This window comes from Mesorhizobium sp. L103C119B0 (genome assembly GCF_000502235.1).
GTDB lineage: Bacteria > Pseudomonadota > Alphaproteobacteria > Rhizobiales > Rhizobiaceae > Mesorhizobium.
Map to the genome: position 1 here is coordinate 273,220 of NZ_AYXE01000007.1, position 13,342 is coordinate 286,561.

Below are 13,342 nucleotides of genomic sequence, written 5' to 3' on the forward strand. Positions count from 1 at the left end.
ACAGTGGGGTCACCTATGCTCCTCCAATCGAAACCCTGGAGAGCAGACATGAACACCCCCAATTTCGTCATCCTTTATGTCGACAGCCCGGAGCGGAGCGGCGCCTTCTACGGTGCGCTGCTGGGACGCCAGCCGGTGGAGACGTCGCCGACCTTCGTGCTGTTCGTGCTCGACAATGGCTTCAAGCTCGGCCTGTGGTCGCGCCACACGGTGGAGCCGTCGGCCGCGGCCGCGGGCGGCGGTGCGGAGCTCGTCTTCGCGTTGGACCGGCCTGATGCGGTGGACGCCGCCTACACGGACTGGGCAGGACGCGGCTTGACCATTCTGCAGACGCCGACCGACATGGACTTCGGCCGCACCTTCGTTGCGCTCGATCCCGACAAGCACCGGCTGCGCGTCTACTGGCTGAACGACGGAGAACAGGCCAATGGGGAACAGGCCAATGGAGAACAGAAATGAGTGCGCACTGGATCGCGGTCGCTTCCGCCGAACATGTCCGGCGCGGCCGCGAGGCCGGCTTCATGCAGGTCAACCACGGCAAGGCGGCACCTTTGCGCCGCATCAAGCCCGGCGACGGCATCATCTACTACTCGCCGACCACACTTCTGCGCGAGAAGGACGGCCTGCAGGCCTTCACGGCAATCGGCACCGTGCGAGAAGGCGAGCCTTACCAGGGCGACATGGGCGGTGGCTTCACGCCGTTCCGCAGGGATGTCGAATGGGCCAAGGCCGAGGAGGCGCCGATCAAGCCGCTGCTCGAGCAGCTCGACTTCACCGCGGGCAAATCGAACTGGGGTTATCAACTGCGCTTTGGGCTGTTCGAAATTACGGCGCATGATTTCGCGCTGATCGCCGAGGCGATGGGCGCTGCCATGAAGGCCGACTGACCGGCCATTCCTACCATGGTAGCGGCAGCTTCCGAGACATTCGAGATGCTCTGCCGTTGCCCCAAAGCGGCGGATCGCCGGGAACTTTAGCCGACGTTGCCTGAACGCGCGCCGGCAGGCGCGCTGCTCCGATTTATCAGCGCCGCACCCATTCTGGTTCTGATCGAATTGGCCTTCGGCTTTGCCGATATTGCTGCGATTTCAGGCATGGCGGTCTACTTCGTTCGCGTCGGCCACTCCGAAGCTTTCGCAGCATACGCCATTACCGTGCTGTCACTTCCCACCGCGTTTGCCCAGCCTCTGGTCGGATGGTTGCTGGACAAGACATCGCGTGCCGGTGTGACGATCTGCTGCGGCCTTTTAGGAGCGGTCGCGTTCCTGGCAATCCCGTTTTTGCAATCCGAGGCCGCTATCCTGGTGGTGTTCGCTATAATCGGCGTTGCAACATTCGCCTTGAGCACTTGTGCCCTCACAATCTTGGGCGAGCGCTTCGAGGGCGGGATGTTAGTAGCCGGAACTGCCAGCTTTTCTTTGGCCTACTCCATAGGCAGCGTTATGGGATCGACTGGAACCGGGTCACTCATGGACTGGATTTCGCCAAGAGCCGTACCAATAAGCGTTGGCTTGGGTCTCCTCGCTTTCACAATTCTAGTTTCTTTCAAACGCCCGTAGATTTGTCGGTCACCACTGACGTACGCGAAGCGGCGATTTGGCCCGAAAGCCGCCGTTCCGCTTCCCCACGCTTCTCAGTCGCTTGGTCTTCTACGCCTAATGTTTGGATGGGACCAAGGCGCGGGCAGCGCGGAGGCGGTCAGGAAGTTTGGTCTCAGGAACGGCGCCGGCGCCGGTGCAGGCAGACGCTACTGCTTGAGCGCGTTGTAGACGGCAATGCCGGTGGCAAGGTCTTCGAGGGCGGCGCCGACCGACTTGAACAGCGTGACCTCAGTGGGGCTCTGCCGGCCCTGTTTTTCCCCGCGCGCCAGCTCATGCAGATCGGCGACGATGGCTTCCGGCTTCAGCACGCCGGAGGCGAGCGGCTGGACGATGTCGCCGGCTTCCTTGGTGGCGCCGGCGCGGGTGTCGACATAGACGCGGGCGCGCGCGATCGCGTCGTCGTCGCTCTCGCGCATGGTCGGCGTGAAGCCGCCGACCAGATCGACATGCGCGCCCCGCTTGAGCAGCGCACCCTTGACCAGCGGCGTCGTCGTGATCGTCGCCGATGAGACGATGTCGGCCTCGGCGAGTTCGGCGTCGAGATCGCTTGCGGCCTCGGCGTTGAAACCGTCCGCGCGCAAATCAGCCGCGACCTTTTCGGCATTGGCGGGCGTGCGGTTCCAGATGCGGATGGTCTTGATCGGCCGCACCGCGGAGTGCGCCTTGGCGAGGAACGGCGACAGCGCGCCGGCGCCGACCACCAGAAGCCGCGATGCGTCCTCGCGGGCGAGATAGGAGACGGCCAGCGCCGAGGCGCAAGCGGTGCGCCACTGTGTCAGCCGTTGGCCGTCGATCAGCGCTTCGGGCTCACCGGTGGCGCCGTTGAGCAGGAGATAGAGCCCCATCACCGCCGGTTTGCCGAAGGCGTTGTTGTCGGGCGATACGGTGACGATCTTGACGCCGATATGACCGCCGACCGACGTGCCGGCCGCATGGAAGTCGGTCCACGCCGGCATCAACAGCAGCGTGGAAGTGGCACCGTCGGGCCGTTCGACTCCGTGATGATGGCGGACGGGTTGCACAGCACCCTCGCGGAAGGCCGCGCGCAATGTCTCGACCAGCCCGGGAAAGGTCAGCGCCTGGTCGACAGCGTCGGCCGAAATGGTCAGCATGCAAAACTCCGCGAAGACAAAAGCTTCGGCTTCAGGCCGTTGGCTTCGGCAGCGCCGGACCCTGGCCCGAGCCTTGCGGTGCGGCGGGTACCCGGCTGACCGCCTGGCGCAAATTCTCGGCCTCGACCCCGCGCTGGCGCGCCAGCTTGCGGTAGCGGCCCTGCTTGACCCAGGTCGCCAGGCTGCCGACGACCATGCCGATGGCGAGCGCCACGAACAGGAAGATGAACAGCGGCAAGGTCAGCGTCAGTTTCGGATTGCCGGGGTTGAACGGGTCGAGCGTGAAGGCGACCAGCTCGCGGTTGGCGACGGCCAGCGCAATCAGGATGACGGCGAGCGGCACGAAGACCACGATAAGTATGAAGCGGTTCAACATAGAGATTCCCTGGAGAAGGCAGGCCTTGATAAGGTCGGCGCGTGGTCCGCGCCTACTTGCCGCCATTCAGCCTTTCACGCAATTCCTTTCCGGTCTTGAAGAACGGCACCCACTTCTCCTCGACCTCGACGGATTCGCCGGTGCGCGGGTTGCGGCCGGTGCGGGCAGGGCGATTCTTCACCGAAAAAGCGCCGAAGCCACGCAACTCGACCCGATTGCCTTCCGCCAGGGCATCGGTGATCTCGTCGAAGATCGCTCCCACGATGTTTTCGACGTCGCGCAGGAAAAGATGCGGGTTGCGCGTGGCAATGATCTGCACAAGCTCGGATTTGATCATCAGAAAGGTCCCCGTGAAAGCGCTGCGGTCAAATTATCAGGATGATTTTATTTGCTTTTTTACTCGCCCCAACCGGCAGATCAAGGGTGCCAGACGGAAACGAGACCGTCAAGAAACAAGCGATCCGCGCCAATTTCGTGAAGCACGTCGCTGCCGGCCTCCGACAGGCCGAGCGCGCTGCCGACGCTGCGCGCTATTGCTTTCGAGAACAGGAAGCCGCCACGCCGCTCGGTGTCCTTCCATTCCACCACCTTGAGCTTGGCGTCGACACCCTTGGTCGCCAGCCAGTCGATCGCCACGCTCTCGCCGCCGACAGCGTCGATCAGACCGTTGGCAAGGCCTTGGCGGCCGGTGAAGATCGAGCCGTCGGCAAGGGCCAGTGCCTGATCGCGGGTCATTTTGCGGCGCTCGGCGACGATGCCGACGAACCAGTCATAGCTGTCGAGGATGAGCTTGCGGACCATGGCTCGCTCGTCTTCATTGGTCGGCTTGAAGGGCGAGGGCGATGCCTTCAGCGGCGAAGATTTCACTTCCTCGAGCTTGATGCCGACCTTGTCCATCAGACCGCTGACATCGGGATACTGGATGAGCACACCGATCGAGCCGACGATCGACGTCTTGCGGGCAACGATATGGTCGCTGGCACTGGCGATCATGTAGCCGGCCGATGCGGCCAGCGTGCCGACCTCGGCCACCACCGGCTTGTCGGCGGCAAGCTTGCGCACCTCCTCGTAGATCGATTCGCCGCCGACCGTGGTGCCGCCGGGCGAATCGATCGCCAGGATGACGCCCTTGACCTGCGAGGACGTGCGGATGGTTTCCAGCCGCTTGATCAGTTCCTCGTCCTCGGTGATTGTGCCTTCGATCCTGACCTTGGCGATGTGGTCGACGGAAGAACCGCCGAGGTCGCCGCCATAGAACCAGCTTGCAAGCGCAATCACCCCAAGGGCCACGACGGCAATGGCGGCGCCGCGCCAGAAGGTCAGCTTGCGCCGCAAGCGGCGGCGGTCGATCAGGTCGTCGGCTCTCAGTGCCATGGTCTGCCTCACAGTCGGTGGGAAGCGATGCTTTTAAAGCAAGCGTCCGCGCCCGGCTACCTCTTCCTCAAGGGCCTGCGACGAAGCGACCTTCACGACGGAGGCATTTCAGGAAAAAATGACGCGGCGCGTTCGTTTCTGCTATGAAGTGACGAAATTGTGTCGCCTGAGTTCCGTCTGTAAAACAGCGGCCGTCACATTTTTGCGGTTTTCCTCCGCTTGTGCTTGCTTGCGGGGGCCGGCAACCCACCTATAGCAGGTGTTTTGGCGGACAAGGGTTTATTAGAAGTCAGTCATGCTTGCGCGATCGAACGAACCGACCAATGCCGATGCGGCCTTGGCGCCCACGGCGCCAGCGGGCACGCGCGGCGACGCCTTCGACCGCGCCCAGCGCCACTCGCGCCGCGTGCGCGTGCTTAAGTTTGCCGTGCCGGTGCTTGCCGCCGGGATCGCGGTTGCGTTTCCGGTCTATTCCTATCTGGCGGCGCCGATCAACATTTCGATACAGGCAGACGGCACCGCTTTCGCGGATGGCAAGCTGGTGATGGCCAATCCGAAGCTCAACGGCTTCACCAAGGACAAGCTGCCCTATTCGCTGACGGCCTTGCGCGCCATCCAGGATGTCGGCAAGCAGGACATCATCGAACTCGAAGGCATCCATGCCAAATTGCCGCTGACGGCCGACAATGTGGCGACCGTCGACGCCAAGCGCGGGATCTACAACAGAAACGCCAACACGATGGACATGACCAGCGACGTTACCGTCACCACCACCGACGGCGTCGCTGCCATCTTCAAATCGGTCTTCCTCGATATGGGCAAAGGCTCTATGAAGACAGGTGATGCGGTCGATGTCAGCCGTAACGGCTCGCGGATCACCGCGGGTTCAATGTCGGTCGAAGACAATGGCAAGGTCATCGTTTTCGAGAACAAGGTAAGCGTTCACATCGATCCGGCCACTATGAAGGCGGCAGAGGCAAAGAGCGGAGAAACGAATGCGTCCCAGTAATTCGGCACGGCTTGTCGCCGCAGCTTCGGCCTTGCTGTTGCTGGGTATGGCGCCGTCCTGGGCTCAGTCCAGCGCCAGCAGCCAGTCCGGGCTCAAACTGTCGGGCGACCAGCCGATCCAGATCGAGAGCGACAAACTTGAGGTCCGCCAAGCCGACAGCATGGCGCTGTTCAGCGGCAACGTCACCGTCACGCAAGGGCCAACGCTGCTCAAGGCCGGCAGCATGGAGGTCTACTACGTCAAGGACCCCAACGCCGCCAAAGGTGCTGCCGCCGGCGCTTCGGCGATGACCGGTTCGGCCAATATCGACCATCTGGTGGTCAAGAACAAAGTCTACATCAAGTCGAATGACCAGATCGCCACCGGCGACAACGCCACGTTCGACATGAAGACGCAGGTGCTTGTTCTGTCGGGCAAGGAGGTCGTCTTGTCCCAAGGACCCAACGTCCTCAAGGGCTGCAAGCTCACCGTGCAGATGAAAAGCGGCCTGGCTCAGGTCGATGGCTGCGGCGGGCGCGTCATCATGTCGATGACGCCGCCGCCGAAATCCGAGGCCCCGAAGCCCGAATGACTGGCGTATCTTCGCTGCTGACCCGCCTTCCGGGACGGGCGGCCAGTAAACTTGCTGCACCGGCCACAGTCACCGTCGATTCCGCGAAGTTCAAGGGGACCCTGATCGCCAAGGGTCTGACCAAGAGCTACAAGGGCCGCAAGGTGGTCAGCGGTGTCACCATCGGCGTGCGCGCCGGCGAGGCTGTCGGGCTGCTCGGGCCGAACGGCGCCGGCAAGACCACCTGTTTCTACATGGTCACCGGCTTGGTGCCGGTCGATGAGGGCACGATCGAGATCGACGGTTTCGACGTCACCTCGATGCCGATGTACCGCCGCGCCCGCCTCGGCATCGGCTATTTGCCGCAGGAAGCCTCGATCTTCCGCGGCCTGAATGTCGAGCAGAACATCCGCGCCGTGCTCGAAGTGGTTGAGAAGGACCGCAAGGTGCGCGAGCGCAATCTCGACGAACTGCTCGAGGAATTTCACATCAGCCATCTGCGCAAGTCGCCGTCCATGTCGCTGTCGGGTGGCGAGCGGCGGCGTCTTGAGATCGCCCGCGCTTTGGCGACGCGCCCGGCCTACATGCTGCTCGACGAGCCGTTCGCCGGCATCGACCCGATTGCCGTCGCCGACATCCAGCAGCTGGTTCGTCATCTAACGGCGCGCGGCATCGGCGTGCTGATTACCGACCACAATGTGCGCGAAACGCTCGGCCTCATCGACCGCGCCTACATCATCCATGCCGGCCAGGTGCTGACTCATGGCCGTGCCGACGAGGTGGTGGCGAACTCCGATGTGCGCCGGCTCTACCTCGGCGAAGGTTTCACGCTCTGAGCGTGAAATTTGTTTCCTGACGTGATTTTTGCCGCCCCGCCGGGCTTTTTTCTCCGATTTTGCGTGAGATAATGCTTCGGTAGGGCCTTTTGCCATCGTTCGCCTTGACAAGCAAAAGCCGGGCCAGTTTCTATGGAAGGTCGGAAAAATTCATTTTCCGGCAGCTTCTGATGTGTAGGCTTCCGGGTGCAGAAGGGCGTTTGAAACCGAACCATGGCGTTGGCGGCGAAACTACAGCTACGACAATCCCAGTCGCTGGTGATGACGCCGCAGCTGATGCAGTCGATCAGGCTGTTGCAGCTCACCCATGTCGAGCTCGACCACTTCATCGACGACGAGATCGAGCGCAATCCGCTGCTGGAGCGCGCCGAGCCCCAGGATGACGCCGCAAGCGACCAGGTGCAGAAGGGCGATGCCGCTCCTGAGCCTGCCGCCGATGGCGACTGGTTCGAAAACGAGACGGCGTGGAGCGCCGAAGCGATCTCCGACAAGCTCGACAGCTCGCTGGAAAATCTGTTCCCCGACGATCCCGGCACCAGCGAGCGGCTCGGCCCGGACCTGACGGCGCAGTGGAAGTCGGCCACCGGCAATAGTTCGTCCGGTTCTTCCGAAGGCTTCGATGTCGGCGACATGGCAGCCGCGGCGATCACGCTGCGCCAGCATGTTGGCGAGCAGATCGCGCTTGCCTTTGCCGATCCGGCCGCAAGGCTGATCGCAGCCGAACTGGCCGACGGCCTGGACGAGGCCGGCTATCTGCGCGCCGATCCCGCCGAGATCGCCAAACGGCTCGGCGCCGATCAGGCGATGGTGGCCAATGTGCTGGCAGCCTGCCACACATTCGAGCCGGTCGGCCTGTTTGCGCGCGACCTTGCCGAATGCCTGTCGCTGCAGCTTGCCATGCGCGATCGTCTCGATCCGGCGATGAAGACGCTGATCGGCAACCTAGAACTCCTGGCGCGGCGCGATTTCCAGACGCTGAAGCGGCTTTGCGGGGTCGACGAGGAGGATCTCCTCGACATGCTGGCTGAAATCCGCGCGCTCGACCCGCGCCCGGGCATGGCGTTTTCGGGCGGCGCCAGCGACGCCATCGTCGCCGATGTCGAAGTCCGCGCCGCCAATGACGGTAGCTGGACGGTCGAGCTCAATGCCGAGACGCTGCCGCGCGTGCTTGTCGATCACATCTATTTCGCCCAGGTCTCGCCGCATGCGAAGAATCAGGCGGAGAAGGATTTCCTGGCCGAATGCCTGCAGAATGCCAACTGGCTGACGCGCAGTCTCGACCAGCGGGCAAAGACGATCCTGAAAGTGGCGTCGGAAATCGTGCGCCAGCAGGACGCCTTTCTCGTCCATGGCGTGCGCCAGCTCAGGCCGCTCAACCTGCGCACGGTGGCCGATGCCATCGGCATGCATGAATCGACCGTCAGCCGGGTGACGGCTAACAAATACATGCTGACGCCGCGTGGCGTGTTCGAGCTGCGTTATTTCTTCACGGCTTCGATCGCGGCGTCGGGCGGCGGTGATGCGCATTCCTCGGAAGCGGTGCGCGACCGCATCAAGCAGCTGATCGACGAGGAAAAGCCCGCCGATGTGCTGTCCGATGACGCAATCGTCGATATGTTGAAGGAAAGCGGCGTCGATATTGCCCGGCGCACGGTGGCCAAGTACCGGGAGGGTATGAATATTCCCTCGTCGGTGCAGCGGCGGCGTGAAAAGCGCGCTCTGGCGAGCGCGGGGCGCTAGGTCTGCTTGCCCGGCAAGGCTTTTGCTATGGCTGGATTCCACAACTTTCCGACCTTAAAGCGCATCGCGCTGAAACGGATTCATACGACGCGCTTTAAGTCTTTGTTTTGATGCATGTCGTTGTCCCAGAACCGCAGCGCACTTCTGGGCGACATGCATTAATTGACAAGCTGCAATGAAGTGTCTAGAAGCCCGCCCGCATGAGACGGGCTCGCGGCCCGCATGCGGATGGTCCGTCACGATGAAGGCCACGGGACGGCCAAGAAGGCGGATTGTGATCAACCGGAAAGTTCGGATCTAAAATCGGCGCGAGTTGACGCCGCAAAGCTTGTGCGCACGGATCACGAGTATAAACTCTGGCCAGTTTGAAGCCTGAGCAAGGAAGGTCAGTTTTCAGATGAAATTGCGCATATCGGGTAAACACATGGATATCGGCGATGCGTTGCGTACGCGCATTACCGATCGTGTCGGCGAGGCGATTGGAAAATATTTCGATCGCGGTTTTTCAGGGCACGTCACGGTCATCAAATCGGGGTCGCGTTACTCGGCCGATTGCATGATCAGGCTGGATTCCGGCGCTTCGCTGCAGGCAACCGGCGATTCCCAGGATCCGACACTTGCCTTCGAGGCGGCCGCGGACCGCCTCGAAACCAGGCTGCGGCGCTACAAACGCCGTCTGAAATCGCACAATTCAGGCAATGGAAATGGCGAAATCACCGACATCGCCTATACGGTAATGGCGCCGCTGACCGATGACGATGAGGACATTCCGGAGGACTACGCCCCGGCCATCGTCGCCGAATCAACCATGACGCTGCAGACCATGTCGGTGGCGTCGGCGGTTATCGAACTCGACACCAAGGACAGCCCGGTTTTCGTATTCCGCAACGCCGGAAACGACCACCTCAACATCGTCTATCGGCGGCCGGACGGAAATATCGGCTGGATCGACCCGTCGACGACCAAAGTCGCACAGGCGTGACGACAACGACAATGGTCGCACAGGTGACGGCAATGGTCGCACAGGGATAATAGCCAGCCGCGCGAGGGGCGAGGACTGGCGACGGCAGGCGAATAAGGGATTTCAAATATGGATCTGAGCGATCTTCTCAACGTTCCGGCGATCTTGCCGGCGTTGAAGGCGAACTCCAAAAAGCAGCTTCTGCAGTTGCTGTCCGAGAGAGCGGCGGCGATTTCCGGCATTCCGGAGCGCGAAGTGTTCGACACCATCCTGCAGCGCGAACGGCTGGGCTCCACCGGCGTCGGCAACGGCATCGCCATTCCGCACGGCAAGCTCGCCGGGGTGAAGCGCATCGCCGGCGTCTTTGCCCGGCTGGAGACGCCGGTCGATTTCGAGGCCTTGGATGACCAGCCGGTCGATCTGGTGTTTTTGCTGCTGGCCCCGGAAGGCGCCGGCGCCGATCACCTCAAGGCACTGTCGCGCATCGCCAGGGTTTTGCGCGACGCCGACACGGTGGCCAAGATCAGAGGCACGCGCGACGCGGTCGCCATCCACGCACTGCTTTCGGACACGCAGGCCTCGCACGCCGCCTGAAGTTCTTCGGATTTAAGTCTTCCAGGGGCCGCCGAAGGCGGCCCTCTCCATTTCAACCGCCAGCAGTCGCCTTAGTGAATGGCGACAGTGGTCAGGTCGTTTTCCATGGCGCCGGCCAAAGCCCGGTCTTTCGCATCCGAAAGCAGGATCGGCTGGCCGTTGGCGGCAAACAGGGCCCACAGGACCATACCAGGCGCTATTTCGCCGAGGTTGGGGAAGCGCCCGAGCAGCTCGTCGCTCGAGACCTTGCGGAGATAAGCGACCGAGCCTTCGCCGAGATGGGCGAATTCGCCGCTGGTCATGGTGATGATTTCGTCAGTTCTGGTCATTTCAAGCCTCCTTGGCGCGAGGACGCCGCTCAAGGCCATCCCGCATGAGAGCCATCGGTAAAGATCAGTCTTTCACCGATATATTTATTTTCCGTACCAGCCGTTCGGTATCCGGCCGATCGAGATCGATCGACAAAAGGCCGTTCTTCAGTTCCGCTGCGATCACCCGCATGCCGTCGGCCAGCACGAAACAGCGCTGGAACTGGCGCGCGGCGATGCCGCGGTGGAGGAATTCGCGCTCGGTGTCGTCGGTTTGACGGCCGCGCACGACCAACTGGTTTTCCTCCGTGGTGACATCGAGATCGCTTTCGGCGAAACCCGCGACAGCCAGCGTAATGCGCAGCCTTTCGGCCTTGCCGTCAGCACCGCTGAGGCGCTCGATGTTGTAGGGAGGATAACTGTCACCGGATTTCGCCAGTCGTTCCAGGGTCTTTTCCATGGCATCGAAACCAAGGAGAAGCGGGCTGGAGAAGGGCGTCATTCGGCTCATGTTACACTGTCCTCTTTGGAGCGACATAAACTGGAAAAACCCGGATGGCATTTTTCCCGATGGTCTTGATATGGTCCGCGCCGCGGCCAAGTTCAAGCCGCCGAACACCCCCGCCAAAAAGACTCCCCCGCATAAGGAAATGAAATGCCCCAGACCCGCAAGATCATCATCGACACGGATCCCGGCCAGGACGATGCCGTCGCCATATTGCTGGCGCTCGGCAGCGCCGAGCTGGAGATCGTCGGCATCTCTGCTGTTGCCGGCAACGTGCCGCTGAAATTGACCGAAAAGAACGCCAGGAAAATCTGCGAACTGGCCGGCCGGCCCGACATCAAGGTCTATGCAGGCGCCATCCGCCCGTTGGCGCGCGAGCTGGTCACCGCCGAGGAAGTGCATGGCAAGACCGGCCTCAACGGCCCGCAACTGCCCGATCCGAAGATGAAGCTGCAGGGCCAGTATGCGGTCGACTTCATCGTCGAGACGCTGATGAAGGAAGAGGCCGGCACGATCACGCTGTGCGCGCTCGGCCCTCTCACCAATGTCGCGCTGGCGCTGATCCGTGAGCCGAAGATCGCGCCGCGCATCAAGGAAATCGTACTGATGGGCGGCGGTTTCTTCGAAGGCGGCAATGTCACGCCGACCGCAGAATTCAACATCTATGTCGATCCGCAAGCCGCCGACCTGGTGTTCAAATCCGGCATTCCGATCGTCATGATGCCGCTCGACGTTACACACAAGGCGCTGACCACGGCCAAGCGCACGCAGGCCATCCGCCAGCTCGGCACCCGGGTCGGCACCGCGACGGCCGAGATGCTGGAGTTCTTCGAGCGCTTCGACGAGGAGAAATACGGCACCGATGGCGGCCCGCTGCACGACCCCTGCGTCATCGCGTATCTGTTGAAGCCGGAGCTGTTCAAGGGCCGCAACTGCAACGTCACCGTCGAAACCACCTCCGAACTCACCATGGGCATGACCGTGATCGACTGGTGGGGCGTGACCAAGCGGCCGAAGAACGCCATGGTGATGCGCGACATCGACCATGACGCCTTTTTCGCGCTGCTGGTGGAGCGGTTGGCTCGGCTTTAGCTCTGTCTTTCCTTTCTCCCCATTGTGGGTTCCGAAGGGACGGGGCGAGACAAGTGGCTCGCCCCCGGGCGGTGTCGCCGAAGGCGACGGATGTGGGGTGTTCCAGGGAACGCCCACGTCTCACTCCGCTGGAACACCCCTCATCCGTCTCGGCGCTATCGCGCCGATCCACCTTCTCCCACAGGGGAGAAGGAAGGCGCCGCCGCCGTTCACTTTGCAAATCGATAGAAGACCATTCCATTCTCGCGCGTGACGCGCTCCAATCTTGCCGGCGCGCCGATCAGATGCGGGAGGTCGTCTTCGACCAGAATGGACGAACCGGTTTCGAGTGCAACCAGATAAAGCGTGCGGCCGTTGTCTGAATGGGTACTTTTGACCGTTGCGTCGATTGGCTCGATGGACCGGATGGGGCTCGCATCATTCGTCCATTTGTAGAGAGCCGAAGGAACCATCACCGCAAACAGGACGACGATCAGGACCACGCCGGGCGCGTCCCTTTTTATGCCAGCGTAAGTCCATGACATCGACGTGAATCCCCCACGCCGATTCATGTGGTGGCGTAAAGGCAGACTTTCAATCAGCCTTTCTATTCCGGCTCATACTGCATCGGGATACCCGTCCACGGTTGTTACTTCGCCTTCGAAAAAGCCAGCCACAGGCCGCCGCCGACCAGAAAGCTGCCGCTGATCCTGGACATCAGCTTGATGCGGCTGGCCGAGAGCAGGCGGCCGGCGCGGCTGGCGGCGAGAGCATAGGTGGAATCCGAGACGGCGGCGAAGATCATGGCGGTGAGGCCCATGACGACGATCTGCAGGGTGTAATTGCCCTGCGGGGCGATGAATTGCGGGAAGAAGGCGCCGAAGAACACCAGGGTCTTGGGGTTGCTCAGCGCCACCAGCAGGCCCTGCAGGAAGAAGCCGCCGCGCGGCTTTCTCGCGGTGCCGTCGGCATTCAGCGCGCCCTTGGAACGGAACATCTGCACCCCCATCCAGATCAGATAGGCGGCGCCGATCAGGCGTACCCATTCGAACCAGTGGCCCATGCCCGATATCAGCGTGTTGAGGCCGATGCCGACAATGGCGATCATCACGGCGAGCCCAGCCTGCGTGCCGGCGACATTGGCAAGGCCGGCGCGGTAGCCATGGCGGATGCTGTTGGCGATGATCAGCGTGACAGTCGGACCGGGCACCAGGATGATGACGATGCAGGCAAGGACATAGGCAGCGTAGAGTTCCAGCGACATGGGGATTTCCTCGAGGATGCGCTTAGGCGGCTGGCTGCAAT

General features: G+C 62.1%; 18 protein-coding genes. 10 read left to right on the forward strand and 8 right to left on the reverse strand.

The features are described 5' to 3' along the window. Nucleotides 1-48: 48 nt before the first annotated feature. The 3 genes from X728_RS152265 (at nucleotide 49) to X728_RS152255 (ending at nucleotide 1,559) form a co-directional block, all read left to right on the forward strand. Nucleotides 49-459: a VOC family protein gene (locus X728_RS152265; protein ID WP_023698200.1), complete on the forward strand. Its 411-nt coding sequence runs from the start codon at nucleotides 49-51 to the stop codon at nucleotides 457-459. Then, nucleotides 456-887 carry an EVE domain-containing protein gene (locus X728_RS152260; protein ID WP_023831684.1) on the forward strand — a complete coding sequence of 144 codons (432 nt, stop codon included), beginning with the start codon at nucleotides 456-458 and terminating at the stop codon, nucleotides 885-887. The genes X728_RS152265 and X728_RS152260 overlap by 4 nt, the downstream gene beginning before the upstream one ends. A 96-nt stretch (nucleotides 888-983) precedes the next feature. Beyond that, nucleotides 984-1,559 carry an MFS transporter gene (locus X728_RS152255; RefSeq protein WP_023824626.1) on the forward strand — a complete coding sequence of 192 codons (576 nt, stop codon included), beginning with the start codon at nucleotides 984-986 and terminating at the stop codon, nucleotides 1,557-1,559. 188 nt (nucleotides 1,560-1,747) lie between these two features. Here the strand turns inward: X728_RS152255 and X728_RS152250 are convergent, their stop codons facing one another. The 4 genes from X728_RS152250 to sppA form a co-directional block, all read right to left on the reverse strand. Continuing rightward, nucleotides 1,748-2,713: an ornithine cyclodeaminase family protein gene (locus X728_RS152250; RefSeq protein ID WP_023831685.1), complete on the reverse strand. Its 966-nt coding sequence runs from the start codon at nucleotides 2,711-2,713 to the stop codon at nucleotides 1,748-1,750. A 31-nt stretch (nucleotides 2,714-2,744) separates the two neighbouring features. Continuing rightward, entirely contained in the window at nucleotides 2,745-3,089 is a 345-nt protein-coding gene (locus X728_RS152245) for a lipopolysaccharide assembly protein LapA domain-containing protein (RefSeq protein ID WP_023698203.1), read from the reverse strand. Between the two features lie 52 nt (nucleotides 3,090-3,141). Continuing rightward, the gene (locus X728_RS152240) at nucleotides 3,142-3,426 is read right to left on the reverse strand and encodes an integration host factor subunit beta (RefSeq protein WP_006200394.1); all 285 of its coding nucleotides are present in this window, start codon (nucleotides 3,424-3,426) and stop codon (nucleotides 3,142-3,144) included. 80 nt (nucleotides 3,427-3,506) lie between these two features. After that, the gene (gene sppA / locus X728_RS152235) at nucleotides 3,507-4,463 is read right to left on the reverse strand and encodes a signal peptide peptidase SppA (protein WP_023820573.1); all 957 of its coding nucleotides are present in this window, start codon (nucleotides 4,461-4,463) and stop codon (nucleotides 3,507-3,509) included. Between the two features lie 295 nt (nucleotides 4,464-4,758). Here sppA and lptC point away from each other — a divergent pair, with 295 nt between their 5' ends. From lptC to ptsN, 6 genes are all read left to right on the forward strand, one after another. Then, on the forward strand, nucleotides 4,759-5,472 hold the full coding sequence (gene lptC / locus X728_RS152230) for an LPS export ABC transporter periplasmic protein LptC (RefSeq protein ID WP_023669748.1): 714 nt from the start codon (nucleotides 4,759-4,761) through the stop codon (nucleotides 5,470-5,472). After that, nucleotides 5,459-6,043, forward strand: a complete 585-nt coding sequence (locus tag X728_RS152225; protein WP_023683069.1) for an LptA/OstA family protein — start codon at nucleotides 5,459-5,461, stop codon at nucleotides 6,041-6,043. Before lptC ends, X728_RS152225 begins: the two co-directional genes overlap by 14 nt. Next, on the forward strand, nucleotides 6,040-6,858 hold the full coding sequence (gene lptB, locus X728_RS152220) for an LPS export ABC transporter ATP-binding protein (protein ID WP_023831686.1): 819 nt from the start codon (nucleotides 6,040-6,042) through the stop codon (nucleotides 6,856-6,858). The genes X728_RS152225 and lptB overlap by 4 nt, the downstream gene beginning before the upstream one ends. Nucleotides 6,859-7,071: 213 nt before the next feature. Beyond that, nucleotides 7,072-8,598 carry an RNA polymerase factor sigma-54 gene (gene rpoN, locus X728_RS152215; protein ID WP_023683070.1) on the forward strand — a complete coding sequence of 509 codons (1,527 nt, stop codon included), beginning with the start codon at nucleotides 7,072-7,074 and terminating at the stop codon, nucleotides 8,596-8,598. Nucleotides 8,599-8,995: 397 nt separating this feature from the next. Continuing rightward, the gene (gene raiA, locus X728_RS152210; protein ID WP_023751408.1) at nucleotides 8,996-9,580 is read left to right on the forward strand and encodes a ribosome-associated translation inhibitor RaiA; all 585 of its coding nucleotides are present in this window, start codon (nucleotides 8,996-8,998) and stop codon (nucleotides 9,578-9,580) included. 108 nt (nucleotides 9,581-9,688) lie between these two features. After that, complete coding sequence (gene ptsN / locus X728_RS152205) at nucleotides 9,689-10,153, forward strand: PTS IIA-like nitrogen regulatory protein PtsN (protein ID WP_023669743.1); 465 nt, start codon at nucleotides 9,689-9,691, stop codon at nucleotides 10,151-10,153. 71 nt (nucleotides 10,154-10,224) lie between these two features. Here ptsN and X728_RS152200 read toward each other — a convergent pair whose 3' ends face one another. Beyond that, complete coding sequence (locus tag X728_RS152200; protein ID WP_023831687.1) at nucleotides 10,225-10,482, reverse strand: DUF1150 family protein; 258 nt, start codon at nucleotides 10,480-10,482, stop codon at nucleotides 10,225-10,227. A gap of 64 nt (nucleotides 10,483-10,546) precedes the next feature. Next, nucleotides 10,547-10,972, reverse strand: a complete 426-nt coding sequence (locus tag X728_RS152195; protein WP_023669741.1) for an Hsp20 family protein — start codon at nucleotides 10,970-10,972, stop codon at nucleotides 10,547-10,549. 144 nt (nucleotides 10,973-11,116) lie between these two features. Between X728_RS152195 and X728_RS152190 the strand changes: the two genes are divergently transcribed. Further along, nucleotides 11,117-12,058, forward strand: a complete 942-nt coding sequence (locus X728_RS152190) for a nucleoside hydrolase (protein ID WP_023698210.1) — start codon at nucleotides 11,117-11,119, stop codon at nucleotides 12,056-12,058. A gap of 209 nt (nucleotides 12,059-12,267) precedes the next feature. Here X728_RS152190 and X728_RS152185 read toward each other — a convergent pair whose 3' ends face one another. Both X728_RS152185 and X728_RS152180 read right to left on the reverse strand, forming a co-directional pair. Next, nucleotides 12,268-12,540, reverse strand: a complete 273-nt coding sequence (locus tag X728_RS152185) for a hypothetical protein (protein WP_245266146.1) — start codon at nucleotides 12,538-12,540, stop codon at nucleotides 12,268-12,270. Nucleotides 12,541-12,686: 146 nt separating this feature from the next. Further along, entirely contained in the window at nucleotides 12,687-13,301 is a 615-nt protein-coding gene (locus X728_RS152180) for a LysE family translocator (RefSeq protein ID WP_023669737.1), read from the reverse strand. Nucleotides 13,302-13,342 lie beyond the last annotated feature (41 nt).